The organism is Alicyclobacillus macrosporangiidus CPP55 (assembly GCF_000702485.1).
Taxonomy (GTDB): Bacteria; Bacillota; Bacilli; order Alicyclobacillales; family Alicyclobacillaceae; genus Alicyclobacillus_H; species Alicyclobacillus_H macrosporangiidus_B.
The window spans coordinates 1,292,763-1,319,597 of record NZ_JNIL01000001.1 but is presented as its reverse complement, the minus strand read 5'-3'; the positions used below and the strand labels follow the sequence as shown (position 1 = coordinate 1,319,597).

Below are 26,835 nucleotides of genomic sequence, written 5' to 3'. Positions count from 1 at the left end.
AGCGGAGCGCCGCGCCCCACTCCCAGAAGGGGGATCGGCGATGAGGCTGGAGACGAGGTTGGTACAGGCGGGCAACCGGCAGGACCCGAGGACCGGTGCGGTGGTGATGCCCATCCACCACGCGACGACGTTCGCCCACCCGGCGCTGGGGGAGAGCACCGGATTTGATTATGCGAGGCTCGCGAACCCCACGCGGCAGGTGTTGGAGGAGACCATCGCAGTCCTGGAGGGTGGAAGGCGCGGCTTCGCGTTCGCGTCCGGGATGGCGGCCATCGCCTGCGTGGCTCAGTTGTTTGAGCCCGGGCAGCATGTGGTGATCTCTCACGACCTGTACGGGGGCACGTACCGGCTGTTCGATCAGATCCTGCCTCGGCTGGGGGTGACGGCGACGTTCGTCGACACGGGCGATCTGGACGCTGTGAAGGCCGCCCTTCGGCCCGAAACCAAGGCGCTGTTTGTGGAGACGCCGACCAACCCTACCATGCAGATCAGCGACATCGCGGCGTGCGCCGAGATCGCCCGCAGCCACGGGGCGTGGACCATCGTCGACAATACCTTCATGACGCCGTATGGTCAGCGTCCGCTGGAGTTGGGGGCGGACATAGTTGTACACTCGGCGACGAAATATTTAGGAGGGCACAACGACGTCCTGGCAGGTTTGGTGGTGGTGAAGGACGACGAGCTGGCGGAGCGCATCCACTACTACCAGAACTCGCTCGGCGCGGTGCTCGGGCCGCAGGACAGCTGGCTGCTGGTACGCGGCATGAAGACCTTGGCGGTGCGCATGGAGCGCCATGAGCGCAACGCCCGTCGCGTGGCCGAGTGGCTCACCCGGCAGCCCATGGTCAGCCGCGTGTACTATCCCGGCCTCGAACACCACCCGCGGCGGGCGGTGCACGAGCGGCAGGCCTCCGGTTACGGCGGGATGGTCTCGTTCGAGCTCGCACGACCGGAGTGGGTGGGTCAGGTGCTGAGCGGGGTTCGCCTCATCACCTTCGCGGAGAGCCTCGGAGGCGTGGAGTCGCTCATCACCTATCCGGCGACGCAGACGCACCACGAGATCCCCAAGGAGATCCGCGACGCCGTCGGCGTCAACGACCGCCTGTTGCGGCTATCCGTCGGCCTGGAGCACGTGGAGGACATCCTGGCCGACCTCGAAGCCGCGTTCACGGCGGCCCGGCGGGCAGAGGCGTAGACGGGGCGGGGGGACGGCTCGGCGAAGGGCGTCTGCGAGCGGCGGTGTGCTGGATGGTCAGCCTCCGTCGGACGCTGGCCCAAGCGCGGCGGATCGCTCTTGCCGTCCTTGTCACCCCGGGACGTGCCAGCGCCTGGCGAGGTCGATGACCTGGGACCGGATGGCATTGGGATCGCCCGGGCCGGTCACGACGATGGCGTATGCCCATGTCGGCCGGTAGACCACGATCCACCACTCCTTCGTGGTGCTGGGCGTCTGCGCCGCGGCGGGGGTGGTGCGGTCCACCTCCAGCAACACCCCGGGGCCCGCACCGGTGGTCACCTCCGAACGATGGCGGATCTCGGCGTGGTTGCCGACGATTTGCTGATCCCGGGAAGCCTCGGGCGGAAGCCCCTGGACCTGCAGGGAGACCTGCAGGCCCTGCCAGTGCACCGGATGATCGGGGGTCGCCACCTGGCCGTCGGGGAGGGGCAGGTAGGTGCCGAAGGCGGCAGAATCCGAGGCGCCGCCGCTCGCGGCCGGCGCGGGGCCGGCATTCGCTGCGGGCACGGCGGCGAATGCGTTGGCCTGGACCACCGCGTTCGCCGCGTTGTCGCCGTCTGACGAGGACGCGGGTGCTGCGGACGCGGCGCCGGTCCGGGGCTGCCCGCCAGCTTGGCTGGACGCGCCGCAGGCGGCAAGGAACACGGTCAGGGTCAGCGGCAGGAGGATGGCGGCCAGGCGGGATCGATGCAGGAATAAGCAAGGGATGTGCATGGGCGTGCCTCCTCGTCCGCAGGGTTGCCGGGTTCTACAGAGTGGACGGCGCAAGCCCGCCCAGTGTGACGCGGGGCGTCCTTCAAGCAATTTTCAAGGTGGATTCGTATACTAAAAATAGAGAAGCAGCAGGGGGATACGGGCAGAAGGAGGTTCAGCACCGTGCGGCACGCGGCGGACGCCAAGTGGGCGTGTCCGCCGCCGGGCCGAAAGGAGAGGAAAGTGGTGAAGACGTGGATCGTGGCCGGAGCCCTGGCGTCGTCGTTGTTCTCCGGCGGTGCCGGACCGTCCATGGCCGAGGCGATTCAACAGTACACGCAGCAGGTGGCGGATTGGGAGCAGCAGATCCTGCAGGGCCTGTCCTTCGGGTGGGAGCAGCTGTTGGCGATGCTCGGCATCTCCCCGCCGGGGGCATGGGCACCGGGGGGCGGGGGGACGCTTCAGCTCCCGTCGGGCACGGGCGGCCCGGCGAGCGGACTGGGAACAACCCCGGGCACCGTGCCGGTGGTACCGCTGGAGGTGGCGCAGCCTTGGCGCACGCATATCCATCGCCTGCCTCGCCTCGCCTGGCAGCACACAGTCCAGGCCGGTTCGGGGGTCACTGTCAGCAGCGGCGATCGCGGCGTGTCCGCAAGTGCGGTCCGCGAGGCAGCGAACATCATCCAGCAGGTGTCCGTTCCGCTGTTGACGAAGGACGTGGGCCAGGCGCCTTCCGGCGCGCAGGTGGTGCTGTTCTCCACGCGCGCCGCATATGGCAAGGCGCTGCTGCAGGCTGGGTTGTCATCGGACGAAGCCGCCGCCGTGGTGCAACAGACCGGGGGTCTCACCATTGGCACGTCGGTGTGGATCCCGTTGTACAACCTGCAGGACAGTGCCGAACTGACCAACGTGCTGACGCACGAACTGACCCACGTCGTGTACAACGAGCGGGGCATCGGGGATCGCCTGCCGACGTGGCTGGACGAAGGGGCCGCGTGGCGTGAGGGACTGGCGGCGGAGGCGGCTGTCAACCCGCGAGAGGCGCGAGCGCTGGCCGCAGCCTACAACGCCCAGTTGCAGGACGCGGCGGCGCAGCGGATGCTCCTGCCGCTGTCGGCGAACGAACAGGACATCCTCGGTGCCGACTACAACGTCGAGTGGCAGGACTACCTGGCGGTGCAGCAGCTGGTCGACCAATACGGGGAGGAGAAGTTTCGCTCCTTCCTCGACGGTGTGCCGTCGAAAGGGGCCGACGCCAGTTTCCAGGCGGTCTACGGCATGTCTCTCTCCGACTATCAGAAGGCGTTTGAGGAACGCCTGGGCTGACCAGGCGGACCGGGTGCAGGGCCGGCAGGGCCGAATGGCCCCCGGCCCTTCTGTTTTGTGCATGACCCCGGGGAGGGAGGTACATACTGGAGAGCGGCGCCGGGGTCTCCGGCGACTTGGCGCGGAAAGGGTGGGCGGCGTCGAAGTGGTGGATGGAGGCCGCCGGCCTTCTGGCCGGCGCCGCGTTCTTCACGGGGTTGGCCGTATGCCCGGATGGGTGGACCGCCCATGCGCACACGCTTTCGCTGTTGCACCACATGTCCCGGGAGATGGCACACGGCCGGTTCACCGGCGTCCTCCCCGGCGGGGACAACGGCATCTCGGAGGCGGCGCTCGAACCGGGCGACGTTTTGTTCTGCCACAACCCGGACGGGGCGTACGGTTATTGGACGCATGTGGTGATCTACGCGGGCGGGGGGCAGTGCGTCGATGCGTTCGATTTCGTCCATGGGACTGTGCTGAGGCCGCTCACGTCCTATCGGGCGTACCACACGGTGGCGGCGTTTCGCGCACGCGAGAGCCCGGGGTGGCGAAGGCAATTGGCGCAGGCCGCGCTCGCCGAAGTGGGCCGTCCGTACGATCCGTTCGGCGCCCTGACCGACCGGCGCAGCGAGTACTGCAGCAAACTGGTGTGGCGTTTGTTCCACGACCGTGGTGTCGACCTGTGCCCGGCGTACCCTTGGGTCCTGCCCGACGACCTGGCCGCAAGCCCAGCGTGGATTCACGTCGGCACGTGGGGGGTGCGTCCGTGACATGAGGCGCCCGCCACTGCATACTGACGGCTACGTGTGGGCCGTCGGCCTGTCTCTGCTCGGCGTCGCTTGGCCGGCGTGGGCATGGCCAGTGCTCGTGGGATGGCTGGCGGTCGCCGTCGTCACCTGGGTCCGGGACGGCCATTCGGATCGATCCGTGGCCGCTCTGGTGACCGTCTGTCTGCTTCGCCAGCTCCCTGGCATCTTCGCTGGGTTGGCGTGCATCCTTTCCGACGGGCAGGGGTGGCGGGAATGGGCGGGCGGCGTGCTCGCCGTGTGGGTCCATCCGCTGATGCCGGTGCTGGAGTGGTTGCCTGCCGGCACCTGGGACGGGCTGTCCAGCACCTTCTGGGCGGCGGCCGCCGCGCCCCTGGCGGTGGGATGGTTGTCCGCGGGCGTGACGATCGCGAGCCGGCGCTGGGCGCGCCGGACGGCGCGATGAGCCCGTCAACGGGTGAGCTCCGGCTCCACCTGTTCAATCAGCTGCTGCAGTTTTCGAGCCGTGTCCTGGTACATCGCCTTCGCGTCCGGGTTGCGGGTCTCGATGGCGAAGCCCTCGAGATCCGCCTGGATCTTTTTGAGCGAGGCCAGGAGCAGCGGCTTCGTGGGGTTTCGCGTGGGCGGATTCAGGTTTTCGTCTTCGTAAAGATCCACGTATACATTGCCTTGCGAGTCCACCTGGGCCAGGAAGACATCCTTCCAGTCCTTGGCCCCCTGGCGGCGGATCTCGTCCCACAGCCAGGCCCGCTCGTAACCGGCGTTGGCCAGATTCTGCGGGATCAGGTTGCCGTCGGCGACGACCACGTACGGCGCGCGTTCGTTCTCCACGGGCAGATGGGTGTCCTTGGGCGTCAGCGGCTGGACGTCGGACCGCTTCATCACGCTCACCTGTCCGTCCGGCTCCAACACGCCGAACTCCACATCCGCCAGCTTGAACGCCTCTTTCTCGCGCAGCAGGGACATCATGTCGTTGACGCTCATCTTTGCCTGGCGGAGGTTTTTCTCCAGCACCTTGCCGTGGCGGATCAGCACCGTCGGCGTGCCGTTGACGAAACTGCGCAAGGTCTCTGAGTACAGCGACGCCCACTGCAGCGCGAACACCAGCACACCCCACGTGACGAACACGACCAGCGCGTGGTAAAAGTTGAACGCCCGGTTGACGGAGACCAGGGCGGCCAACGCCCCCACCGCGACGCCAGCCACGACCGTCCACTTCTGGCTCACCAATCGGGCCAACAGGATCATCGCGAGAAATCCGAAGATCGAGCGCAGCACGAGTTCGGTGTACACAGACAAGCGCACTTCACCCCTCTGCTCATCCGCCCGGTTTGCCGGGCGTCCATCCACCAGAATGCCCCGGGCCGATTCCGTCATGCTGCCGGATTTGACCAACACGGGCAGCCCTTCCCCCTGGCGAGCGCTTTGGTATCATGAGGGGGGTTGCAAGAAACGTCCGCACTTTACAATCTGGGAGAGGGTTGCGACATGGACGTCATCACGTTCGGAGAGACGATGGTCAATTTCGCGCCGACGGCCGCCGGGCCCATCGAGATGGTTCCGGCGTTTGAAAAGCGCATCGCGGGATCCGAGACGAACGTCTCCATCGGGCTGGCGCGCCTGGGGCACCGGGTCGCCTGGGTGAGCCGTCTGGGGGACGATGGATTCGGCCGGTTCATCTACAAGACCGTCCGCGGTGAGGGCGTCGATGTCAGCGCGGTCATTTTCGATCCCGATGCACCGACGGGTCTCTATTTTAAGGAATACCTCGGGGGCGGCCGCACCCAGGTGCACTACTACCGGCGCGGGTCGGCGGCGAGCCGGTTGCGCCCGGAAGATGTCGATCTCGCACGTTTCCCGCAGGCCCGCTTCCTCTTCGCCAGCGGCATCACCCCGGCCCTGTCGGCCAGCTGCCGCGAGACGGCGGAGCGCGCCATCGAGGCGGCTGCAGCCCGCGGTGTGACGGTGGTGTTCGATCCCAATATGCGCCGCAAGCTGTGGCGTGAAGAGGAGGCGCGGCCGGTCCTGCAGCGGCTGGCCGCTGCGTCCCACCTGGTGCTGCCGGGAATCGACGAAGGGGAGATCCTCACCGGATCTACCGATCCGGAACGCATCGCCGAGCGGCTGCTGCAGGGGCGGACTCATGCAGTCGTGGTGAAGCTCGGTCCGGAGGGCGCCTATTACCGGACGGCCGACGGGGAAAGCGGACACGTGCCGGGATTCACGGTGCAGCAGGTGGACGAGATCGGCGCCGGCGACGCGTTCGCGGCGGGCCTGATGTCGGGGCTGCTCGACGGACTGTCGCTGCCGGAGGCGGCTCGCCGGGCGTGCGCGATGGGCGCCCTTGCCGTGACCGGCATCGGGGACTACGAATCGCTCCCATACCGGCGGGACCTGGAAGCCTTCATGGCGGGCACGGCGCGGGCGACGCGATAAGGCATTCGCAGGGCATGCGCCGAGGGGCCCCGACGGGGCCCCGCATCCGGAGGAAGGGGGATGTGGACGGTGAAAGTGGCGCGCATGGAGCTGTTTTTGGTGCCACCGCGCTGGCTGTTTCTGAAGTTGACGACGGACGACGGCCTGGTCGGCTGGGGAGAACCGGTGGTCGAAGGCCGCGCGGCGACGGTCGCGGCGGCCGTCCGGGAGTTGGAGGAGTACGTGATCGGCCGCGATCCGAACGACATCGAGGACATCTGGCAGGTACTGTACCGGGGTGGGTTCTACCGCGGAGGCCCGGTGTTGATGAGTGCCATCGCTGGGATCGATCAGGCCCTGTGGGACATCAAGGGCAAGCGATACGGCCTGCCGGTGTACGAGTTCCTCGGCGGCCGGGTGCGCCAGCGGGTGCGCGTGTACGCGTGGATCGGCGGTGACCGCCCGCAGGACGTGGGCCAAGCGGCGCTCGAAAAGAAGCAGGCTGGGTTCACGGCCATCAAAATGAACGCATCCGAGGAAATGCACTACATCGACTCCCACGCCAAGGTCGAGGCCATCGTCGCCCGTGTCGCCGCGGTGCGCGAAGCGTGCGGGAAGGACTTCGGGATCGCCGTCGACTTCCACGGCCGGCTGCACAAGGCGATGGCGAAGGTCGTCGCGAAGGAGCTCGAGCCGTTCCACCTGATGTTCATCGAAGAGCCGGTGTTGCCCGAGAACCACGAGGCGCTGCGGGAGATCGCCCGGCACACGACGGTGCCCATCGCGACCGGCGAGCGCATGTTTTCCCGCTGGGATTTCAAGCGCGTGTTTGAGCAGGGGGGTGTGGACATCATCCAGCCGGACCTGTCCCACGCGGGCGGCATTTCGGAGGTGCGCAAGATCGGCGCCATGGCCGAGGCGTACGACGTCGCGGTTGCGCCGCACTGCCCGCTCGGGCCCATCGCGCTGGCGGCCTCGCTGCAGGTGGACGCGAGCCTCCCGAACGTGTTCATCCAGGAACAGAGCCTCGGCATCCATTACAATGAGACGAGCGACTTATTGGATTATCTGGTCGATCGCGCGGTGTTCGCCTACCGCGACGGCTATGCCGACATCCCCACTGGGCCGGGGCTTGGCATCGCAATCGACGAAGAGAAAGTCCGGGCGGTGGCCGGAGATCACCGCTGGCGAAATCCCGTGTGGCGCAACGAGGACGGGACGGTCGCCGAGTGGTGAGGTAAAATGACGGCAGGGACATCGAGAGGAGGCGGCGTATGGAGGACGGGGCGCTCGTGATGGGGGTCGACATCGGCACGACCACCACCAAGGCCATCGTCTATGATCCGGCGGGCCGGCCCCTGGCCAAGGCGTCCGCGGGCTACCCCTTGTACACGGAGGCGCCCGCGAGCGCGGAGCAGGACGCGGAGGAGATCCGGCGGGCGGTGGAACGGGCGGTCGCGGAGGCGGCCGCGGCGTCGGGCCGTGCGCGGGAGATCCGCTGGCTGGCGCTCAGCGCCGCGATGCACAGCGTCCTGCCGGTGGACGGCAAGGGCCGGCCTCTGGCGCGGGCGCTGACCTGGGCGGACAGCCGGGGACAGCGCCAAGCGGAGGCCATCCGGCAGGATGGGGGTCACGGGCTGTACCGGCGCACAGGGACGCCGATTCACCCGATGTCGCCGCTGGTTAAGCTGTGTTGGCTGCGGGAGGCGCGTCCGGATGTGTTCGGACGGGCCGCCCGATTCATCTCCTTGAAGGAGTACGTGCTCCACCACTGGTTTGGCGAATACGTGGTGGATCACAGCATCGCATCGGCAACCGGGCTGTTTCACCTGGAGCGGCGGACGTGGGACGCGGAGGCGCTTGCGGCTGCCGGCGTCCGGCCGGACCAGCTGTCGGCCCTGGTGCCGACGACCTGCGTGCTGACCGGTATGAACCCGGATTGCGCCCGCGCCATGGGGATTTCCCCCGATGTGGCGGTGGCAGTCGGGGCCAGCGACGGGGTGCTGGCCAACCTGGGGGTCGCCGCCATCCACCCTGGGGTGGCCGCTGCCACGCTTGGCACGAGCGGCGCCGCGCGCTTGGTGGTCGACCGGCCGCTGACGGATCCCGCGGGTCGTACGTTCTGTTACGCGCTGACGGAGGATCGGTGGGTGATCGGCGGATCGACCAACAGCGCCGGGATCGTCCTGCAGTGGGTGAGGGATCACATCGGGGTGCCGCCGGCCGGTGCGGAGGGTGCCGCGGGCCAGGGCGACACGGCGGGCTACGACGCGCTGGCCGAGTGGGCAGAGTCGGTGCCGCCGGGCTGTGACGGATTGTTGTTCCTTCCGTTTCTCGCGGGAGAGCGGGCACCGTACTGGAACGCCGAGGCGCGCGGGGTATACTTTGGGCTGTCGCTGCAGCACACCCGCGCGCACCTGGTGCGGGCGGCGTTCGAGGGCGTCCTGCTGCAGTTGAACAACGTGATCGTCACGCTGACGGAACTGGCCGGGCCGCTGCGCGAGGTCCGCGTGGGCGGCGGCGTGACGAAGTCCGCCTGGTGGCGGCAGACGATGGCGGACGTGTTCGGGATCCCGGTGGCGGTCCCGGCCGACTACGAGAGTTCGTGCTGGGGGGCCGCAGCGCTCGGGCTGTTCGCTGCCGGCGTATGGGACGCGCTGGAACGGGTGGATAACACGGCTGCGATACGGGAACGGATCGATCCGCATCCCGAGCGGACCCGGGTGTACCAGGCGGAGATGACCCGCTTCGGCCGGTTGTACGAGACCTTAAAAGGAGAATTCACGGCCTTGGCCGGCCTGGAGGGCCGTTAGGCCCCAGGCGTCGCGCGGGCCTGGGAGGGAGTTTCAATGCAGCAAGCGTGGGAGAAGTACGAGCGGCTGCTGGAAAATCTGCGCGGACTGGGCCGGGTGGTGGTGGCCTTCTCGGGCGGCGTCGACAGTTCGTTTCTGCTGAAGGCGGCGCTGGAGGCGTTGGGCCCGGAGAACGTGCTGGCGGTGACCGCGGACTCGGAGACGTACCCGGAGCGGGAACGGGAGGCAGCGATCGCCCTCGCGAAAGAGATCGGAAGCCCCCACCTGGTGATTCAGACGAGCGAATTGGCCATCCCGGGCTATGCGGAAAATCCGGTCAACAGGTGTTACTTTTGCAAAAATGAGCTGTTCTCGCACCTGATCCCCATTGCCCGGGAAAGGGGGTACCATCACGTGGTGTTCGGCGCCATCGCCGACGATCTCGGCGAGTACCGCCCCGGCCTGCAGGCGGCCAAGGAGCGCGGCGTGCTGGCACCGTTGCAGGACGTGATGTTGTACAAACGGGAGATCCGCTTTCTCTCGCAGAAGCTCGGCCTGCGCACGTGGGATAAACCGTCCCTGGCGTGCCTGTCCTCGCGCATCCAATACGGCGAGCGCATCACCCGCGAGAAACTGTCGATGGTGGATCAGGCGGAACTGTTCCTGCTGCAACTCGGCTTCCGCCAGGTGCGGGTGCGGCATCACGGGCAGATCGCGCGGATCGAGGTGCCGCCCGCGGAGTTGGCGCAGGTGGTGGAAGTGGCGGACATGGTGGTCGCAAAACTCAAGGAGATCGGCTACCAGTACGTGACGCTGGACCTGCAGGGGTACCGCTCGGGCAGCATGAATGAAGCGGTGACGGCTGGATGAGCGACCGGGGCTACCGGGCGTGGTTGGAGGCGGTGCGGGATGGCCGGGCCTCGGTGGACGAGGCCCTGGCTGCGCTCCGGCGCATGAATGCGGAAGACCTGGGCTTCGCCCGGATTGATCACCACCGCGCCCTGCGCAAGGGATTCCCCGAGGTGGTGTACTGCGAGGGCAAGACGGACGAGCAGGCAGCGGCCATCCTCGTCCGCCTGTGCGAGAGCGGGGACGGCCCGGTGCTCGGCACGCGGGCGTCTGCAGGGGTGTACGAGCGGGTCCGGACGGCGGTGCCGGATGTGGAATACCATCCGCTCGCCCGAGTGGTGCGCCTGATGCGAGGCGTGGGCGACCCAAAGGGACACGTGTTGGTGGTGTGCGCGGGTACGTCCGATCTGCCGGTGGCGGAGGAGGCGGCACTGACCGCCGAAGCGATGGGCGCCCGCGTCGAGCGGCTGGTCGACGTCGGTGTGGCCGGATTGCACCGGCTGCTGTCTCATCTGGACCGGCTGTACGAGGCCCGGGTGCTCGTGGTGGTGGCCGGGATGGAGGGGGCGTTGGTCAGCGTGATCGCCGGGTTGGTGGACAAGCCGGTGATTGCGGTGCCGACGTCGGTGGGCTACGGCACACAGTTTCACGGCGTGACGCCGCTGTTGGCGATGCTCAACGCGTGCGCGAGCGGCGTGGGCGTCGTCAACATCGACAACGGGTTTGGCGCCGGCTATCTGGCGGCGCTCATCAATCGATTGGGGGACTGAGGGTGCGAATCGCGTACATCGAGTGCCCGGCCGGGGCGAGCGGGGACATGTTCCTCGGCGCCTGGCTGGACGCGGGCGTGGACGAGGCGGCATGGCGCGCGCTGTTGGCGAAACTCGCCGTGCCCGGATACGAGGTGCGGGTGCGCCCGGTGATGAAGCAGGGCATCCGGGCGTTGAAGGTGGACGTGGTGGTGGAAGGGGAGGAATCGATTTGCGACGGCGATGCCGGCGTCCACCCTCAGGATGACGATCCGGATCACCACCACGACCACGATTACGGCCACCATGGTCACGATGATTTCCATACATACCGTCACGAGGATGCCCATACGCACAGTCATGACCACGGACACCACCATGCGCACGAGCACGCCCACGCGCATCCGCACCGGCATCTGCCGGACATCGAACACATCCTCGACCACAGCGATCTCCCGGACCCGGTGCGGGAGAAGAGCCGGTTGGCGTTCCGCCTGCTCGCGGAGGCAGAGGGACGCGTCCACGGCCTGCCGCCGGAGCGGGTCCATTTTCACGAGGTCGGGGCGGTGGATGCCATCGTCGACATCGTCGGCGCGATGGCCGGTTGGTATTTGGCCGGGATGCCCGCCTGCTATGTCTCGCCCATCGAGGTGGGCGGCGGGACGGTCCGCTGCGCCCATGGCCTGATGCCCGTCCCTGCACCGGCGACGGCCATCCTGCTCGAGGGGCTGCCCACCTATTCCTCAGGCCGGTGGGGCGAGACGGTGACCCCGACAGGGGCGGCCATCCTCCGGGCCCTGTGCGAGCGCGGCGAGGCACCTGTGTTCGCCGCGGACACCATCGGGTACGGGGCGGGCACAAAGGAGCTGCCGGTGGCCAACGTGCTGCGCATCCGGCTGGGGGAGACCGCCGCGGCACAGCGGGCGGGGGACCTGTGGGTCCTCGAAGCGAACGTCGACGACATGCCCGGGGAGTGGGCGGCGCACGCGTTGCAGCGGATGCTCGACCTGGGCGCGCTCGACGCCTGGGTGACGCCGGTGGTGATGAAAAAGGGCCGGCCCGGGATGCAGATGCACGTGTTGTGCGACGCGGCCCGGCGCGACGGGCTGGTGGGAGCCCTGCACGAGGAGACAACGTCCCTCGGGGTACGTTACTACCCGGTGGCACGCTCTGCCTTGGCGCGGCGCTGGGTGACGGTGTCGACGCCCTACGGCGCGGTGCGGGTCAAGGTGGCGGAACGGGATGGCCGCGTGGTCAACGCGGCGCCGGAGTACGAGGACTGCCGGGTGGCGGCGGTCTCCTCCGGCGCGCCGCTCAAGGCGGTCTATCAGGCCGCGCTGGCGGCGGCGCAGGCGGAGTGGTTGCCAGGCTCGCAGGGACAGTGAGACGGGAGGCGGTTGCATGCGGTACAACTTCGATGAACCGATAGAACGCCGGGGCACGGCGTCGTCCAAGTGGGACGGGCTGAAAGACCGGTACGGAGTGGCCGACGCCATCCCCATGTGGGTGGCGGATATGGACTTCAAGTCGCCGCCGGAGGTCGTGGAGGCCCTGCGCCGGCGGGCGGAGCACGGGGTATTCGGGTACACGATCCGGCCCGACTCGTACCTCGAGGCCATCGCCGGCTGGCAGAAGGCCCGCCACGGTTGGTCCGTGGATCCCTCGTGGATCTGCCACGCCCCGGGTGTGGTCCCAGCCATCGGGTTTCTCATCGATGCGCTGACGGAGCCGGGGGACCGGGTCATTGTGCAGCCCCCGGTGTACTACCCGTTTTACCGGCTGTTGCGGCAACGGGATCGACAGATTGTGTACAATCCCCTGCGATGCGTGGACGGACGCTACGAGATGGATTACGAGGACCTGGAAGAGCGGCTCGCGGACGGGGCGCAGATGCTCATCCTGTGCAGCCCCCACAACCCCGTCGGGCGGGTGTGGTCGGCGGAAGAATTGAGGCACCTGGGAGAATTGTGCCAGCGGTACGGGGTGCTGGTGGTGGCGGACGAGATCCACGGCGACCTGGTGTACCGGCCGCACGTGCACACGCCGTACGCGTCTCTCGGCGAGGCGTTCGCTGCCCAGTCGGTGACATGCGTGGCGCCGAGCAAAACGTTCAACCTGGCGGGGTTGCACACCGCCAGCGTGATCATCCCGAATCCGGAGCTGCGCCGCCGCTACCAGGAGGTCATCGGCCGGGCGGCGGTGGGCAGCGTCAACGTGTTCGGCCTGACGGCGACCGAGGCGGCGTATCGCGAGGGCGGGCCCTGGCTCGAGGCCTTGCTGTCGTATCTGGAGGGGAACCTGGACCTGCTGACGTCGTTCGCGGCGGAGCGCATGCCCGAGCTGAAGGTGTTCCGGCCGGAGGGGACGTATCTGGCGTGGATCGACTGCCGCGGGCTCGGCATCTCCGATCCGCAGGCCCTGCAGGCCTTCTGGCTCCGGGAGGCGAAGGTGGCGTTCGATCAGGGCTACATCTTCGGGCCGGGCGGCGAAGGGTTTGTGCGCATCAACGTCGGCTGCCCGCGCGCCCAGCTGCAGGCGTGCCTGGAGCAGATGGCGGACGCGGTCGAGCACCATCGCGCGGCGGGCCGGGGGTGAAGGAGGCGGGTCGGTTCGTTGACGCACCTGCCTTGCTTCTATATCATGAATTCACAGTTCGTTTCAAACGACTCGATAGAGAAGAGCAAGGGGGGCGCGGCGTTCATGAAGCCAGCGTACAAGGTCGCCGGGGCGTCGCTGTTGGCCATCTCGATGCTCGCTGGATGCGGCGGATCGCAGGGCGGCGACGCCGGCAACGGCACGGGGGCCAGTGGCGGAAACTCAGGCAAGAAGGTGACCATCACCTATTGGCAGTACAGCTATCCCTCCAAGGTCACCGAAATCAAGAAGTTGATTGACGAGTTTCAGAAGCAGAATCCGAACATCCAAGTGGTCGAGCAGGATTTTCCGTACGACCAGTACAACCAGAAGGTCGCGGCGGCGATGCACGCGGGCAAGGGGCCGGACATCCTGAATCTGTACTACGGATGGATCCCGCAGTACGTGAAGGAAGGCTACCTGCAGCCCATCCCCGAGGATTTCATGTCCACCCAGCAGATTGACGACTACTACATTCCGATGATCCAGGACTCGAAGCTCGACGGCAAGTACTACGCGCTGCCCATCGCGGTGCGCTCGCTGGCCCTGTTCTGGAACAAGGACATGTTCCAGAAGGCCGGCCTCAACCCGGATCAGCCGCCGAAGACGTGGGATGAACTCATCAAGGACGCGCAGAAGATGACTGTCTACGAAAACGGCAAGCTGAAGCAGGAGGGCTTTGCGCCGGACGTACAGGGCCAGGGCTATCACGTGTTCGAGGAAGTGCTGCTGCGCCAGTGGGGGGTCACGCCGTTCAGCGATGACCACAAAAAGGTGCAGTGGAACTCGTCCCCGCAGGGCCTGCAGGCGTTCCAGTACTGGATGGATATGTTCAGCAAGGACAAGATCGGGGATCCGAACTTTGAGACGGATTACGAGACGGCGTTCAAGGCCGGCAACTGTGGCATGATCATCGACGGCTCGTTCGCCCTCGGCGGCTTCAAGCAGGCCTTGAAGTTCAACTGGGGCGTGGCGCCCCTGCCCACCAAGGAACCGGGCGGCACCGAGTCGAATTTTGGATCATACTGGGTCAACGGGATCGCCAAGGGCGTCAGCGGCGACAAGCTGCAGGCGGCCGAGAAGTTCCTGAAGTTCCTCATCTCGGAGCAGACACAGAAGGAGTGGCTGCAGACGGTGGGTGAACTGCCGGCGGCCAAGTCCCTCTCCAGCGATCCCAGCATCACCGGCGATCCCGTCTACGGCCCGTTCGTGAAAGGCCTGCAGAACGCCCACGCTACGTACTTCGTCAACGAGACCGAGGAGCGCCAGGCCATCATCGACGAGACGAACAAGATCCTGCTCAACCACGCTCCGGTCGATCAGGTGTTCAACGAACTGGTCCAGAAGGAGCAGTCCATCCGCGACAAGTACTACAGCGGACAGAGCTGACGCGGAAGACGAGGCGGCCCTGCCCGGCCGTGCCGGGGGGCGGAGCCGCCGGGTGCCGCCGTGCCGCCGGTGTGCCATGGCCCCGGTGCGGCGGCGTTTTTTTGCAAAACCGGGCTGAAGGAGGGTTCCCGTGAAGGCGGTGGTCCTTGAACCGCGCCGCGCGCCGGTGACGAACCGGCCGCCCCGCATGAGTCTGGCGGCCAGGCGCGCTTTGACGGCGTACGCATTCCTCGTGGTGCCCGTCCTGTTCTTCGTGGGCATCCGCATTCTGCCCACCCTGTACGCATTCGGGATGGCGTTTTTCACCGACAACGGCCACGGGCCGACGCTCGCCAACTTCCGGGAGATGCTGGCGGACGACACGTTCCGGCGGGCGCTCGGCAATACGCTTCTGTACGTCGTGATCACGGTCCCGGCGCAGATGGCCTTCGGACTGGTGTTGGCCCTGATGATCGGGCGGGTACGGCATCTGAAGGGGTTTTACCGGACGGTGTACTTCTTGCCGTACATCACCTCCGTGGTCGCGGTCAGCTGGGTGTGGCGCCTGATGTACGATCCCAATTCCGGCATCATCAACGAGGTGCTGGGCTGGTTCCACATCCCGGCGCAGCTGTGGCTGCGCGACCCGCACGAGGCGCTGTTGGCGGTCAGCATCGTGATGATCTGGCAAAACGCCGGATTCGCCATGCTCATTTTCATGGCCGGGCTCGAGGCCATCCCGCGGAGCTTTTTGGAGGCGGCCCGGGTGGACGGCGCCGGGGCCTGGCAGACGTTCCGTTGGGTCACCTGGCCGCTGCTCAATCCGACTCTCGTCTTTCTCGCCGTCACCGGGGTCATCAGCGCGCTCCAGACCTTCACGCAGATCGAGAACCTGACCGGGGGCAGCGGTGGACAGGCCGGCGGGCCGCTCAACAGCACGGTGAGCATGGTGGTGTACGTGTACAACGCCGGCTTCAACGACTTCAACCTGCAGTACGCGTCGGCCGTGACGGTGGTCCTGTTCATTCTCATCCTGCTGGTGACCCTGGTGCAGTTGAAGGTGTTGAACCGGGCGTACGAGTATTGACGCCCGAGACGCGGCGGCAAAGGGGGGGAGCCTTGTGGCGCGCAGAGCGAGCATCGGGGTGTGGGTCATCCACGTCCTGTTGTGGATCGGCGTCGTGGTGGTCGCATTCCCGTTCGTCTGGATGATCCTGTCGTCTTTCAAAAGCGTGCCGGAGTTCTATCAATTCCACTTCTGGCCGAAGCAGTGGGACTTGTCCGCGTATCGGCAGGTGTTTACGGAGACCCAGTACGGCCGTTGGTACCTCAACAGCATCGTGGTGGCCGTCGTCGTCACGGTGAGCGAGCTGTTCTTCGCTTCGCTCGTCGGGTACACCTTGGCCAAGTTCCGATTCCGCGGGAATCAGCTCATCTTCCTCCTCATCCTCAGCACCATGATGGTGCCGACGGAGCTGTTGGTGATCCCGTGGTACGTGATGAGCGCCCAGTTCGGCTGGGTCGACACCTACTGGGGCATCATGTTCCCGGGGCTCATGGAGGCCTTCGGGGTGTTCCTGATGCGCCAGTTCATGCTCGGCGTCCCCGACGACCTGTTGGACGCAGCACGCATCGACGGCATGTCCGAATTTCGCATCTTTCTGCAGGTCGCCCTGCCGCAGGTGAAGCCCGCCCTGTCGGCGCTCGGGATCCTGTCGTTTCTCGGCAACTGGAACGCGTATCTGTGGCCGGTCATCGTCGTGTCGACGGAGTCCATGCGCACCCTGCCCATCGGCATCGGGATGTTCTCGACGGCGGATAACGGCGGCCTGCAGTGGAACGTCATCATGGCGATGAGCACGCTCGCCGTGATCCCGATCGTGATCCTCTATTTCATCTTCCAGAAGCGCATCGTCGAGGGCATCGCCCTCACCGGCGTGAAGGGTTGACGGACGATCCCGGTGCCGGACGCCGGGCCCGCCGGCCCGCCTGGCTCATCCCACAGCATGGAGGCGCAGCGATGACAAAATCGGACATATTCGCGCGGGAAGGGCGGACGTTTCCCGGGAGGACGTACGCGGAGGTGGTCCTCGCCCCCGCCTATGAACAGGCGAAGGTGCACCTGCTCACCCCGATGCTGCAGATCCACCAAGCCCATCTGGTGATGCTCGCGGAACAGGGATTGATCTCCCAGCCGGACGCGGGTGTCGTCATGCGGGCCATCCGCAGTCTGAACCTGGACGAGCTGGCGTCGAGCCGGTACGACGGGTCGTGCGAAGACCTGTTCTTCTCCGTCGAGCGAAAGATCATCCAGGCGGCCGGGGAGGTCGGAGGCAGCTTGCACCTGGCCCGCAGCCGCAACGACCTCGGGGTCGCCATGTACCGGCTGGCCCTGCGCGAAAGGCTCCAGCGCGCCATCGGATCGGCGCTGTCTTTCCTCGGCACCGTGATCGACGTGGCGGAGGAGCACGCGGACACGGTGATGCTGGGGTACACGCACACGCAGCAGGCCCAGCCGATGACCCTGGCGCACTACCTCATCGCGGTCCACGACTCGGTGGCGCGCGACATCACCCGCCTTCGAGCCGCCTACCGCACCTGCAACCGCTCGCCCCTCGGGGCGGCGGCGCTCACCACCACCGGGTTTTCCATCGATCGCCGGCGCGTGGCGGATCTGCTCGGCTTCGACGGGATCGTGGAGAACGCGTACGACGCCATCGGCGGGGGCGACTACCTGGCCGAGGCGGCGACCGCGGTCCAGCTCGCGTTTTTGGGGATCGGCCGGTACGTGCAGGATATGCTGTGGTGGGCCACCCAAGAGTTCGGCGCCATCCGCGTGGCCGACCCGTACGTGCAGACCAGCTCCATCATGCCGCAGAAGCGAAATCCGGTGTCCCTCGAGCACATCCGGGCGCTGAGTTCGAGCGGCTTCGGCAGCGCGTCGACCGTGTTGCAGATGATGCACAACACCCCCTTCGGGGACATCAACGACACGGAGGACGACCTGCAACCCCACCTGTGGCGCAGTGTCGATCTCGCGGATCAGGTCTTCCGCCTCTACGCGGCGGTGCTGGGCACCCTGGAGGTGAACCGGGATCTGCTCCTGCGGCGTGCGCGGGAGAGCTTCGCGACGGTCACCGAGCTGGCGGACACCCTGGTCCGCACAGCCGGCCTGCCCTTCCGCACCGCCCACGCGGTGACGGCGGCGGTGGTACAGCGCGCCCTGGCCCGGGGCATCCCGGTGTCCGCGGTCGACGGGGCTCTGGTGGATGAGGCGGCGCAGGCCGTCCTCGGGCGGCCCCTCGGGTTGCCGGACGACGTGATCGCCGAGGCGCTCGATCCGGTTCACTTCGTCCGCATCCGGCGGCTGCCCGGGGGTCCAGCGCCGGAGGAGGTCCGCCGGGCCCTGGCCGAACGCCGGCGGCAGCTGGAAGCCGCGCGGACGGCGGTGGACGCGGAGGCGTCGCGGGTGCAGGCGGCGTTGGCAGAGTTGGAGCGGCTGGCGATCACGCTGGCCGGCGAGTGAAACCAGGCGGGAGGAGGAAGCGGTCGTGGCGGAAGACGCGTGGCAGCGGCGATTTTCGCAGCGTGTGTTGCGGGCGCAGCGGTACACCCCGCCGGGAGCCTGGATGCCGCCGCTGCCCCCGGGGTGCGTGCGGCTCAGCGCCGGATACCCGGCTCCGGAGACGGTACCGGTGGCGGAGCTGGGGGCGGCGGTGCGCCGGTTGACGGAACGGGAAGGGGACCGGCCTTTCCACTACCTCGGCAGCGGGCGGGCTGAGGAGCTGCCGGAGATCCTGCGGGATCGGATGCAGGCGCGCGGGATGCCCGTGGCGCCGGACGAGATCCTGGTCACCGCGGGCGCCTGTCAGGCGCTGGACCTGACGGCGCAGGTGCTGCTCGACCCGGAGGCCGTGGTGGCGGTGGAGGCGCCCACCTACATGGAGGCGTTGGAGGTGTTCCGCAACTACACCCCGCACATCGCTGCCTATCCGGTCGATCACGACGGCCTGCAGACCGACCTGTTGGCGGCGGACCTGGAGCGGCGTCGGCGCCAGGGCCTGCCACTGCCCCGCCTCGTCTACACCATCGCCTCGTATCAGAACCCGACGGGCGCCTGCCTGTCTTTGCTGCGGCGACGGATGCTTTTGGAACTGGCGGAGGTGTACGACTTTCTCATCCTCGAGGATGACGCTTACGGCGAGCTGGGCTTCGGGGATCCGGTGCCGGCGCTCAAATCCCTCGACACGGAAGGCCGTGTGATCTACGTCGGCTCCCTTTCCAAGGTCATCGCGCCGGGCCTTCGCATCGGCTGGCTGGCCGGGGCGCGGCCGTTCATCGAGGTGGCAGGGTGGTTCAAGAAGGACCTGGGGCATCCGTTTGCGGAGGCGGTGGCGGCCGAGTACCTCTCCAGCGTGGACTTGGCGGGCCGGGTGCGTTTCCTGCAACGGGTGTACCGCCAGCGGGCGGCGTGGATGGAGATGGCGCTGCGCCGCCACCTTCCGCCCGGCTTGAGGTGGATGCGGCCGCAGGGCGGTTACTTCGTCTGGATCCACACGCCGGGCGTGCACACGGCCCGCCTGCTGCCGCAGGCCCTGCGGGCGGGCGTGGCGTACGTGCCGGGTCGCTACTTTCACCCGGAGAGCGGGTCCGCCAATGAGGATGCCGCATTCTTGCCGGGGGACGACTGGCTGCGGCTGTCCTTCAGCCATCTGAACCGGGATGAGCTGGAGCTGGGGGTTTCCCGGCTGGGAGCGCTGCTGTCGAACGTGCGGTGAGCAAAAAATTCCCTCTGGACAAACGGATGAATAGATATACAATAAAACATGTTTGTTATACATCCGTCGACAAAATTCGACAATCCGAATGGGATGTCCGGGGGGTTTCACCGTTGAAAATGACGCATCGCATCGCTGCATGGGCCGTCACGTCCACCTTTCTGCTCGGCACGCTCGCCGGGTGCGGGGCGGGGGCAGGCACGGCCGCCAACACCGCCGGCAACACCGGCGCCTCGGGCACGACCGGCGCGGAGCCGACGCTGATCCTGGCCACGTCTGCCGACTACAAGCCGTACGAGTTCCACGACACCTCGAGCGGACAGGACAAAATCGTCGGCTTCGACATCGACATCGCCGACGCGATCGCGAAAAAGTTGCACTTCCAATACAAGATTCAGGACATGGACTTCAACGGGCTGGTCGGAGCGCTGCAATCGCACCGGGCGGACTTCGTCATCGCCGGTATGTCTCCGACGGACGATCGCAAGAAGAGCGTCGACTTCTCGGACCTGTACTACCAGGCCAAGATGACCATCGTCTCCAAGAAGGGCAGCCCGTACACCACCATCGACAGCCTGAAGGGCAAGCGGGTGGGGGCTCAGTTGGGCTCCATCCAGGAGACGGAGGCCAAGAAGATCCCGGGGGCGACGGTGGATTCGCTGAACACCATCCCGGCCATCGTGCAGCAGGTGATCACCGGCCGGGATGACGGGGCCATCATCGAGGATACGGTGGCCAAGGGGTATGTCCAGCAGTACCCGCAGCTGCAGATGACCTACATCCCGAACCTGACGGCCGACGGGGCGGCGATCGCCTTCCCGAAGGGATCGCCCTGGGTGGACAAGTTTAACCAGGCGATTCGGGAGATGAAACAGGACGGGGAGCTCGACCAGTTGGCCCAGAAGTGGTTCGGCCCGGGCAAGAACCAGGGCTGAGAACGGGCCTTCAGGAGCGGAGGAAATGTCCGGACTCCAGACGACGGCCATGGCGCGCAGAGAGGCGCCATGGCCGTCGGTCTTTCAGGAGCCTGCCTGGCCTGTCAAGAGGATTCGCCGAGGACCACGGAGGTGTAGGCGTACAGGGCGGGCGATCCGCCGGTGTGCACAAACAGGACTCGGTCTTCGGAGCGGAAATACCCCTGGCGCACCAGGTCGATGAGCCCGGCCATGGCTTTGCCGGTGTAGACCGGATCGAGAAGGATGGCCTCGGTGCGGGCGAGCATTTGGACGGCTTCGACCATGCCCTCGGTGGGCAAGGAGTAGCCGGGGCCCACGTAGGCGTCGAAGCAGGTGACCGCCTCACGCGGCAGGGGGTGTTCGACCCCGAGGTACGACAGGGTGTCGCAGGCGAGTTTGTAGATGAGCGCCTCCTGCGCGTCCTTGGGCCGGCTGACGTCGATGCCGAGCACCGGGATGCCGCTGGAGGAGGCGTGGAGGCCGGCCAGCAATCCGGCGTGGGTCCCCCCACTGCCGCTGGCGCACACCACGTAGTCAAACGCCACCCCCAGGTCGAACGATTGCGCCAACAGCTCTTGGGCGCAGGCGACGTACCCGAGGGCGCCGATGGGATTTGAACCCCCGCCCGGGATGATGTACGGCCGCTTGCCCTGTTGGCGCAGGCCTTCGGCGACCTTCTCCATCTCGGCCATCATGTCGGAGCCCCCGGGTACGACGGTCACGCCCTGGACCCCGAGAAGTTTGTACAGGAAGTTGTTACCGCTGGCGTCCGGGCGGTAGCTGTTGGGGACGCGCTCCTCGAGGACCAGCCAGCAGCCGAGCCCTTCCTTGTTGGCTGCGGCCAAGGTGAGCCGGCAGTGGTTGGACTGCACGGCCCCGCAGGTGATGAGCGTGTCCGCCCCCTTGGCGAGGGCGTCCGCCACCAAAAACTCGAGCTTTCTCGTCTTGTTGCCGCCGGCGGTCAGGCCGAGCAGGTCGTCCCGCTTCATGTAGATCTGCGGTCCGCCCAGGGCCTTTGTGAGCCGCGGGAGAAATTCAATCGGTGTCGGCCCCGCCGTGTAGCGGCGGCGCGGGAATTGGGCCAGATGCATCGGATCCCCTCCATGTGGATTGTGGGACGAACCCTTTTCCCTCTATCATGACAGCGAATCACGGAAAAAGTAAAGCCACGGGATGACGAGCATGGATGGATCGGCTTAAACCCGACCCGGCGTGTTTCAAAATGCACATTTTCATCTGCACAAGTGGCACGCAATTTGCTATTTTTAGAAGCGACGATAGGACAGGAGGGAGATGCGGGTGGAGCAAGCGCATACACCGGCAAAGGCGGCGAAGGCGAGCACATCCTACGGCGACCCAGGCTTCAGCGCCTTCTTGCGCCGGGCGTTCTCACGCCATCTCGGTTTCGACGACGCGGACTTCGAAAAGCCCATCATCGGCATTTGCAACACGTACAGCGAGATCAACCGCTGCCACACCCACTTCGGGCCGCTGGTGGACGCGGTCAAGCGCGGGGTCCTGATGGAAGGCGGGATCCCGCTTGAGTTTCCGACGATCTCGTTGGGTGAGGTATTCACCAGCCCGACCGCGATGCTCTACCGCAACCTGGCGGCGATGGACACCGAGGAGATGATCCGCGCCCAGCCCATCGACGGGGTGGTGCTGTTGTCCGGGTGCGACAAGACGACGCCGGCGCAGTTGATGGGCGCGGCGAGCGCGGACGTGCCGGCCATTCTCCTGACCGGCGGGCCGATGCAGAGCGGAGAGTACGAGGGGCGGACGCTCGGGGCGTGCACCGACTGCCGGTTCTTCTGGCAGGAGTACCGCGCGGGGCGGGTATCGGACGAGGAGCTGGAGGAGATCAACCAGGCACTCGCGCCGACTGCCGGCCACTGCATGGTGATGGGCAGCGCCAGCACCATGGCTGCGTGCGCGGAGGCGATGGGGATGATGCTTCCGGGCGCCGCGGCCATTCCAGCGCCGGACAACCGGCGGCTGCGCTTGGCGGAGGAGACGGGACGGCAGATTGTCCGGCTGGTGCGCGAAGGCCTCCGGCCGTCGCAGATCTTGACGTACGAGGCGTTCGTCAACGCCATCCGCGTGCTGCAGGCCATCGGCGGATCCACCAACGCGGTCATCCACCTGGTCGCCATCGCGGGGCGGCTCGGCATCGAGCTGCCGCTGTCGCTGTTCGACGAGATCGGCCGCACCACGCCATTTTTGGCGAACCTGCGGCCGGCCGGGCGGTTCCAGATGGAAGACTTCCACAAGGCGGGCGGGGTGCCTGCGGTCATGTCGGAGTTGCGCGACCTCCTGCATCTGTCGTGCCGGACCGTGACCGGCCGGACTGTCGGCGAGAACCTTGCGGCCTACCGGCGGCCGCGGCACGAGAAGTACTACGAGGTCATCGCCACACGTGAGAAGCCGATCGCCGTGACGGGGGGCATTGCGGTGCTCACCGGGAACCTGGCTCCGAGCGGGGCGGTGATCAAGCCGAAGGCGGCGTCGAAGCACCTGCTCAAGCACCGGGGGCCGGCGGTGGTGTTCGACTCGGTGGCCGATCTGGAGGCGCGCATCGACGACCCGGCCCTGCCGGTGACCCCCGACAGTGTCCTGGTGCTGCGCAACGCCGGACCGGTCGGGGCGCCGGGCATGCCGGAGGCGGGGATGATCCCGATTCCGAAGAAGATCCTCGCCCAGGGCGTCAACGACATGGTCCGCATTTCCGATTGCCGGATGAGCGGCACGGCGTTCGGCACGGTGGTGCTGCACGTGGCGCCGGAGGCGGCCGTAGGCGGCCCGTTGGCGCTGGTGCGCGACGGCGACTGGATTGAGTTGGATGTGGAGAACCGGCGCTTGGAGCTGCTGGTGCCCGAAGACGAGCTGGCGGCCCGGCGGGCGGCCTGGCAGCCGCCGCAAAACCGGGCGGTGCGCGGCTGGACGCGCCTGTACCAGGAGCACGTGCTGCAGGCGGACCAGGGGTGTGACTTCGACTTTCTGCGCGCCGTGCCCCGCCGGTGAGGCGGAGGCGACGCAAGTTGACAAGGGCGGCCGGGGGAAGGCCGCCGGGAGGGAGAGCGATCATGAGACTGGTGACCATCAAGAACCCGGGTGAGGAGACGCTGGCGGTGCGCCTCGGGGAGGCGGTGCTGCCGGTACCCGCGCTCAACCGGCTGACGGGCCGGGATTTCCCGGCCGACCTGGGGGTACTGCTGGAGTCCGGACGGTTGGAAGAATTGGCGGATGCCGTACGCGTGGTCCAGGCGGAGCAGAGGGAGGCGGCCGCCAAAGACAGCATCCCGCTCGAGGCGTGCCGGTTCGGGCCGCTGTACCGGCGTCCGCGTAAGATTTGGGGCATCGGACTCAACTACCGGGAGCACGCCGGGGACCTGAATGCCGTCCACCCGACGGAGGAACCGGCCAGCTTCATGAAGGCCGACACGACCATCATCGGGCCGGGCGATGACATCGTGCTGCCGCCTCAGTCCCAGCGGGTGACTGCGGAGGCGGAGTTGGCGGTGATCATCGGTAAGCGCTGCAAGGACGTGCCGCTTGAGGAGGCGCCGTCGGTGGTGGCCGGGTTCACGACCGTGATCGACATGACGGCGGAGGATATCCTGCAGAAAAACCCGCGCTTTTTGACCCGGGCGAAGAACTTCGACACGTTCTTCAGCTTCGGGCCGGAGTTCGTCACGGTGGACGAGGTCGCGGACGTGGACCAGTTGAAGGTGGGCACATATGTCAACGGGCGCCTGCATCGAGAGAACGTGGTGGCGAACATGACCTTCCGGCCGTTGTTCTTGGTCTCGTTCCACTCTCAGGTGATGACGCTTTTGCCGGGGGACATCATCTCCACGGGGACGCCGGGCGCGGCGGTGATCCGGCCGGGCGACGTGGCCGAGTGCCGCATCGACGGGTTCTTGTCCCTGGTCAATCCGGTCCGCGGGTAGGCAAAACGCACGGCCGCCCGCCGCCGATGCCAAGCGGAAGCATCGGGCCGGCGGAGACGGGAAGAGAGGTGGATGAAATGGGCGTTCTCGAGGACCTGTTGCGCGACATCCCGCTGCCGAAGATGGCGCCGGTGCGACAGAAGTTCGCCGCCGAGCGCGTGGACGACGTGGCGGGTGCGGTGCACCGGGCGATCGCCGAGGCGGGGGTGGCGGAGCGCATCCGGCCCGGGGCGAAGGTGGCCATCGGTGTGGGGTCGCGCGGGATCGCCAACCTGCCCGTGCTGGTGCGGGCGGTGGTGGAGGTCGTGAAGCAGCGCGGGGCGGACCCGTTCATCGTCCCGGCGATGGGCAGCCACGGCGGGGCGACGGCGGATGGCCAGAGGGCGATGCTCGAGCACCTGGGCGTGACGGAGGCGACTGTCGGCGCGCCGGTACGGGCGACCATGGAGGTGGTGCAGGCGGGCGTGTCGGCGGGCGGCCTGCCGCTGTACGTGGACGCGTACGCCGCGAAGGCGGACGGGATCATCGTGATCAACCGGATCAAGCCCCATACGTCGTTCCGCGGCAAGGTGGAGTCGGGGCTCATCAAGATGCTGGTGATCGGCCTCGGCAAACAGAAGGGGGCGGAGACGGCCCACGCGCGCGGGTTCGACCACATGACCCGCCACTTGCTCGACCTGTCGGCGGCCCTCATCGAGCGGCTGCCGGTGTGGTTCGGCGTGGGGGTATTGGAGAACGCATACGACCAGACGGCGCGCGTGGTGGCGGTGCCCGCCGAACGGCTGCACGAGGTGGAGCCCGAGCTGTTGAACGAGGCACGGCGCTTGATGCCGAAGATCCTCGTCCGCGACCCGGACGTCCTGGTGGTTGACGAGATGGGCAAGGACATCAGCGGCGTCGGGATGGATCCGAACGTCACCGGACGCTACCCGAACCAGCTGGTGCAGCCCGACATCCGCATCGGCAAGGTGTGCGTGCTGCGCCTGACGGAGAAGACGGACGGCAACGCGGCCGGGGTCGGGTTGGCGGATGTGACGACGGCGGCGCTGGAGGCGAAGATCGACCGCGTCAAAGGGTACGCGAACTCGCTGACGTCGACCACCATGACGAGCATCAAGCTGCCGATGGTGCTGCCGACCGACCGGCTCGCCATCCAGGCGGCCATCAAGACGTGCAACTGCCCGGACCTGGCGCAGGCGCGGGTGGTGCGGATCCGCAACACTCTGCACCTGGAGCACATCTGGGTGTCGGAATCGCTGCTGCCGGAAGTAGCGGCCCACGAGCGGATGGAGGTGCTGGGCCCGGCGGAGCCGATGCGGTTCACGGAAGCAGGCGAACTCATCTTTGGATGAACGGCGGGCGCGGGGAAGACCCGCGCCTTCGGCAGAGGAGGAAGCGGCATGGCGGAGTTGCACGGGATCTCGGTGATTTCGTTGACGCCCTTCACGGACGCGGGCGAGGTGGACGTGGCGAGCCTGCGCCGGTTGACGGATTTCTATCTGCAGGCGGGCGTGCACGGCATCACGCTGCTCGGCATCATGGGCGAGGCGAACAAGCTGACGGAAGCGGAACGGGCGGTGGTGACACAGACGGTCATCGATCAGGTGGCCGGGCGGGTGCCTGTGACGGTCGGCTGCTCCGCGCCGGGGACGCATCAGGCGATCCACTTCGTCCGCGAGGCCAAGCGCCTCGGGGCGGACGCGGTGATGGTGGCGCCGCCGAACAACCTCAAGAACCTCGATCTGGTGCTGGAGCACTACCGGCGCGTCGGGGAGGCGACCGACCTGCCGCTCGTCGTCCAGGACGAGCCGACGACGACGGGCGTCGTGCTGCCGCCCGCCTTTTTCGGCCGCGTCGTGCGCGAGGTGCCGACGGCGCGCTTCGCGAAGCTGGAGGAGTCGCCGACCACCGTCAAGATCACGCGCATCCTGGAGGAGACGGATGGCCGCATGCGCCTGTTCGGCGGCCTGGGAGGCATGTACTTCTACGAGGAGTTGGCCCGCGGGGCGTCCGGGATCATGACCGGCTTCGCCTACCCGGAAGTGCTGGTGCGGGTGTACGAGCGGTTTACCGCGGGTGACGCGGAGGCGGCGCGCACCGAGTTCTACCGCCACCTGCCCTTGATCCGCTTCGAGGCGCAGCTCGGCGTCAGCGGCGTGGCCATCCGCAAGGAGACGTTCAAGTTGCGCGGGGTGATTGACTCCGCGTACGTGCGCCCGCCCGCCCCGGCCGTGGACGGGCGGACGCTGGAGGAGCTGGCGGACCTGGTGCGGTACCTGGGGCTGGCGGAATAACCCCGCGCGGCTTCGGAAGCGCCATCACGAGGTTTCCCAGAGACC

The 26,835-nt window shown here is 67.2% G+C and carries 24 protein-coding genes; 21 read left to right on the top strand and 3 right to left on the bottom strand.

The features are described 5' to 3' along the window. Positions 1–40 precede the first annotated feature (40 nt). Positions 41–1,195, top strand: a complete 1,155-nt coding sequence (locus N687_RS0106825) for a trans-sulfuration enzyme family protein (RefSeq protein ID WP_029421145.1) — start codon at positions 41–43, stop codon at positions 1,193–1,195. Between the two features lie 111 nt (positions 1,196–1,306). On the opposite strand, the gene N687_RS0106820 is transcribed toward N687_RS0106825, so the two are convergent. Next, positions 1,307–1,951: a hypothetical protein gene (locus N687_RS0106820; protein ID WP_029421144.1), complete on the bottom strand. Its 645-nt coding sequence runs from the start codon at positions 1,949–1,951 to the stop codon at positions 1,307–1,309. 162 nt (positions 1,952–2,113) lie between these two features. Here N687_RS0106820 and N687_RS0106815 point away from each other — a divergent pair, with 162 nt between their 5' ends. From N687_RS0106815 to N687_RS0106805, 3 genes are all read left to right on the top strand, one after another. Further along, positions 2,114–3,256: a peptidase MA family metallohydrolase gene (locus N687_RS0106815; protein WP_029421143.1), complete on the top strand. Its 1,143-nt coding sequence runs from the start codon at positions 2,114–2,116 to the stop codon at positions 3,254–3,256. Positions 3,257–3,372: 116 nt separating this feature from the next. Beyond that, positions 3,373–4,008 (top strand): YiiX/YebB-like N1pC/P60 family cysteine hydrolase, encoded by a 636-nt coding sequence (locus N687_RS0106810; protein ID WP_029421142.1) that lies wholly within the window; start codon positions 3,373–3,375, stop codon positions 4,006–4,008. A 1-nt stretch (position 4,009) separates the two neighbouring features. Next, the gene (locus N687_RS0106805) at positions 4,010–4,450 is read left to right on the top strand and encodes a hypothetical protein (protein ID WP_035462091.1); all 441 of its coding nucleotides are present in this window, start codon (positions 4,010–4,012) and stop codon (positions 4,448–4,450) included. A 5-nt stretch (positions 4,451–4,455) separates the two neighbouring features. On the opposite strand, the gene N687_RS0106800 is transcribed toward N687_RS0106805, so the two are convergent. Beyond that, positions 4,456–5,403 carry a DUF421 domain-containing protein gene (locus tag N687_RS0106800; protein WP_051663011.1) on the bottom strand — a complete coding sequence of 316 codons (948 nt, stop codon included), beginning with the start codon at positions 5,401–5,403 and terminating at the stop codon, positions 4,456–4,458. 90 nt (positions 5,404–5,493) lie between these two features. Here N687_RS0106800 and N687_RS0106795 point away from each other — a divergent pair, with 90 nt between their 5' ends. The 13 genes from N687_RS0106795 to N687_RS0106735 all read left to right on the top strand — a co-directional run bounded on the left by N687_RS0106795 (position 5,494) and on the right by N687_RS0106735 (position 20,525). Beyond that, the gene (locus N687_RS0106795) at positions 5,494–6,441 is read left to right on the top strand and encodes a sugar kinase (protein WP_029421139.1); all 948 of its coding nucleotides are present in this window, start codon (positions 5,494–5,496) and stop codon (positions 6,439–6,441) included. A gap of 60 nt (positions 6,442–6,501) precedes the next feature. Further along, the gene (dgoD, locus tag N687_RS0106790; protein WP_419670123.1) at positions 6,502–7,656 is read left to right on the top strand and encodes a galactonate dehydratase; all 1,155 of its coding nucleotides are present in this window, start codon (positions 6,502–6,504) and stop codon (positions 7,654–7,656) included. Positions 7,657–7,694: 38 nt separating this feature from the next. Then, the gene (locus N687_RS0106785) at positions 7,695–9,233 is read left to right on the top strand and encodes a gluconokinase (protein ID WP_029421137.1); all 1,539 of its coding nucleotides are present in this window, start codon (positions 7,695–7,697) and stop codon (positions 9,231–9,233) included. Positions 9,234–9,269: 36 nt separating this feature from the next. After that, entirely contained in the window at positions 9,270–10,082 is an 813-nt protein-coding gene (gene larE, locus N687_RS0106780) for an ATP-dependent sacrificial sulfur transferase LarE (protein WP_029421136.1), read from the top strand. Continuing rightward, on the top strand, positions 10,079–10,831 hold the full coding sequence (gene larB / locus N687_RS0106775) for a nickel pincer cofactor biosynthesis protein LarB (RefSeq protein WP_029421135.1): 753 nt from the start codon (positions 10,079–10,081) through the stop codon (positions 10,829–10,831). The genes larE and larB overlap by 4 nt, the downstream gene beginning before the upstream one ends. Positions 10,832–10,833: 2 nt before the next feature. Beyond that, complete coding sequence (gene larC / locus N687_RS0106770; protein ID WP_029421134.1) at positions 10,834–12,195, top strand: nickel pincer cofactor biosynthesis protein LarC; 1,362 nt, start codon at positions 10,834–10,836, stop codon at positions 12,193–12,195. Between the two features lie 16 nt (positions 12,196–12,211). Further along, complete coding sequence (locus N687_RS0106765) at positions 12,212–13,405, top strand: MalY/PatB family protein (protein ID WP_029421133.1); 1,194 nt, start codon at positions 12,212–12,214, stop codon at positions 13,403–13,405. Between the two features lie 18 nt (positions 13,406–13,423). Next, positions 13,424–14,833, top strand: a complete 1,410-nt coding sequence (locus tag N687_RS0106760; protein ID WP_081841210.1) for an extracellular solute-binding protein — start codon at positions 13,424–13,426, stop codon at positions 14,831–14,833. A gap of 130 nt (positions 14,834–14,963) precedes the next feature. After that, positions 14,964–15,899: a carbohydrate ABC transporter permease gene (locus N687_RS0106755; protein WP_231493421.1), complete on the top strand. Its 936-nt coding sequence runs from the start codon at positions 14,964–14,966 to the stop codon at positions 15,897–15,899. A 34-nt stretch (positions 15,900–15,933) separates the two neighbouring features. Further along, on the top strand, positions 15,934–16,761 hold the full coding sequence (locus N687_RS0106750; RefSeq protein ID WP_029421130.1) for a carbohydrate ABC transporter permease: 828 nt from the start codon (positions 15,934–15,936) through the stop codon (positions 16,759–16,761). Between the two features lie 71 nt (positions 16,762–16,832). Continuing rightward, positions 16,833–18,338 carry an argininosuccinate lyase gene (gene argH / locus N687_RS0106745; RefSeq protein WP_029421129.1) on the top strand — a complete coding sequence of 502 codons (1,506 nt, stop codon included), beginning with the start codon at positions 16,833–16,835 and terminating at the stop codon, positions 18,336–18,338. A 25-nt stretch (positions 18,339–18,363) separates the two neighbouring features. Further along, a complete protein-coding gene (locus tag N687_RS0106740; protein ID WP_029421128.1) occupies positions 18,364–19,590 on the top strand; it encodes a PLP-dependent aminotransferase family protein in 1,227 nt (408 codons plus the stop codon). Positions 19,591–19,709: 119 nt separating this feature from the next. Then, positions 19,710–20,525, top strand: a complete 816-nt coding sequence (locus N687_RS0106735) for a transporter substrate-binding domain-containing protein (protein WP_029421127.1) — start codon at positions 19,710–19,712, stop codon at positions 20,523–20,525. Positions 20,526–20,629: 104 nt separating this feature from the next. On the opposite strand, the gene N687_RS0106730 is transcribed toward N687_RS0106735, so the two are convergent. After that, a complete protein-coding gene (locus tag N687_RS0106730) occupies positions 20,630–21,637 on the bottom strand; it encodes a D-cysteine desulfhydrase (RefSeq protein ID WP_029421126.1) in 1,008 nt (335 codons plus the stop codon). A gap of 208 nt (positions 21,638–21,845) precedes the next feature. On the opposite strand from N687_RS0106730, the gene N687_RS0106725 reads away from it, so the two are divergent. From N687_RS0106725 to N687_RS0106710, 4 genes are all read left to right on the top strand, one after another. Further along, complete coding sequence (locus N687_RS0106725; protein WP_231493420.1) at positions 21,846–23,567, top strand: IlvD/Edd family dehydratase; 1,722 nt, start codon at positions 21,846–21,848, stop codon at positions 23,565–23,567. 62 nt (positions 23,568–23,629) lie between these two features. Beyond that, entirely contained in the window at positions 23,630–24,496 is an 867-nt protein-coding gene (locus N687_RS0106720; protein WP_029421124.1) for a fumarylacetoacetate hydrolase family protein, read from the top strand. Between the two features lie 77 nt (positions 24,497–24,573). Beyond that, complete coding sequence (locus N687_RS0106715; protein ID WP_029421123.1) at positions 24,574–25,848, top strand: DUF362 domain-containing protein; 1,275 nt, start codon at positions 24,574–24,576, stop codon at positions 25,846–25,848. A 48-nt stretch (positions 25,849–25,896) separates the two neighbouring features. Then, positions 25,897–26,790 (top strand): dihydrodipicolinate synthase family protein, encoded by an 894-nt coding sequence (locus N687_RS0106710; protein ID WP_029421122.1) that lies wholly within the window; start codon positions 25,897–25,899, stop codon positions 26,788–26,790. The last annotated feature ends 45 nt before the right edge of the window (positions 26,791–26,835 follow it).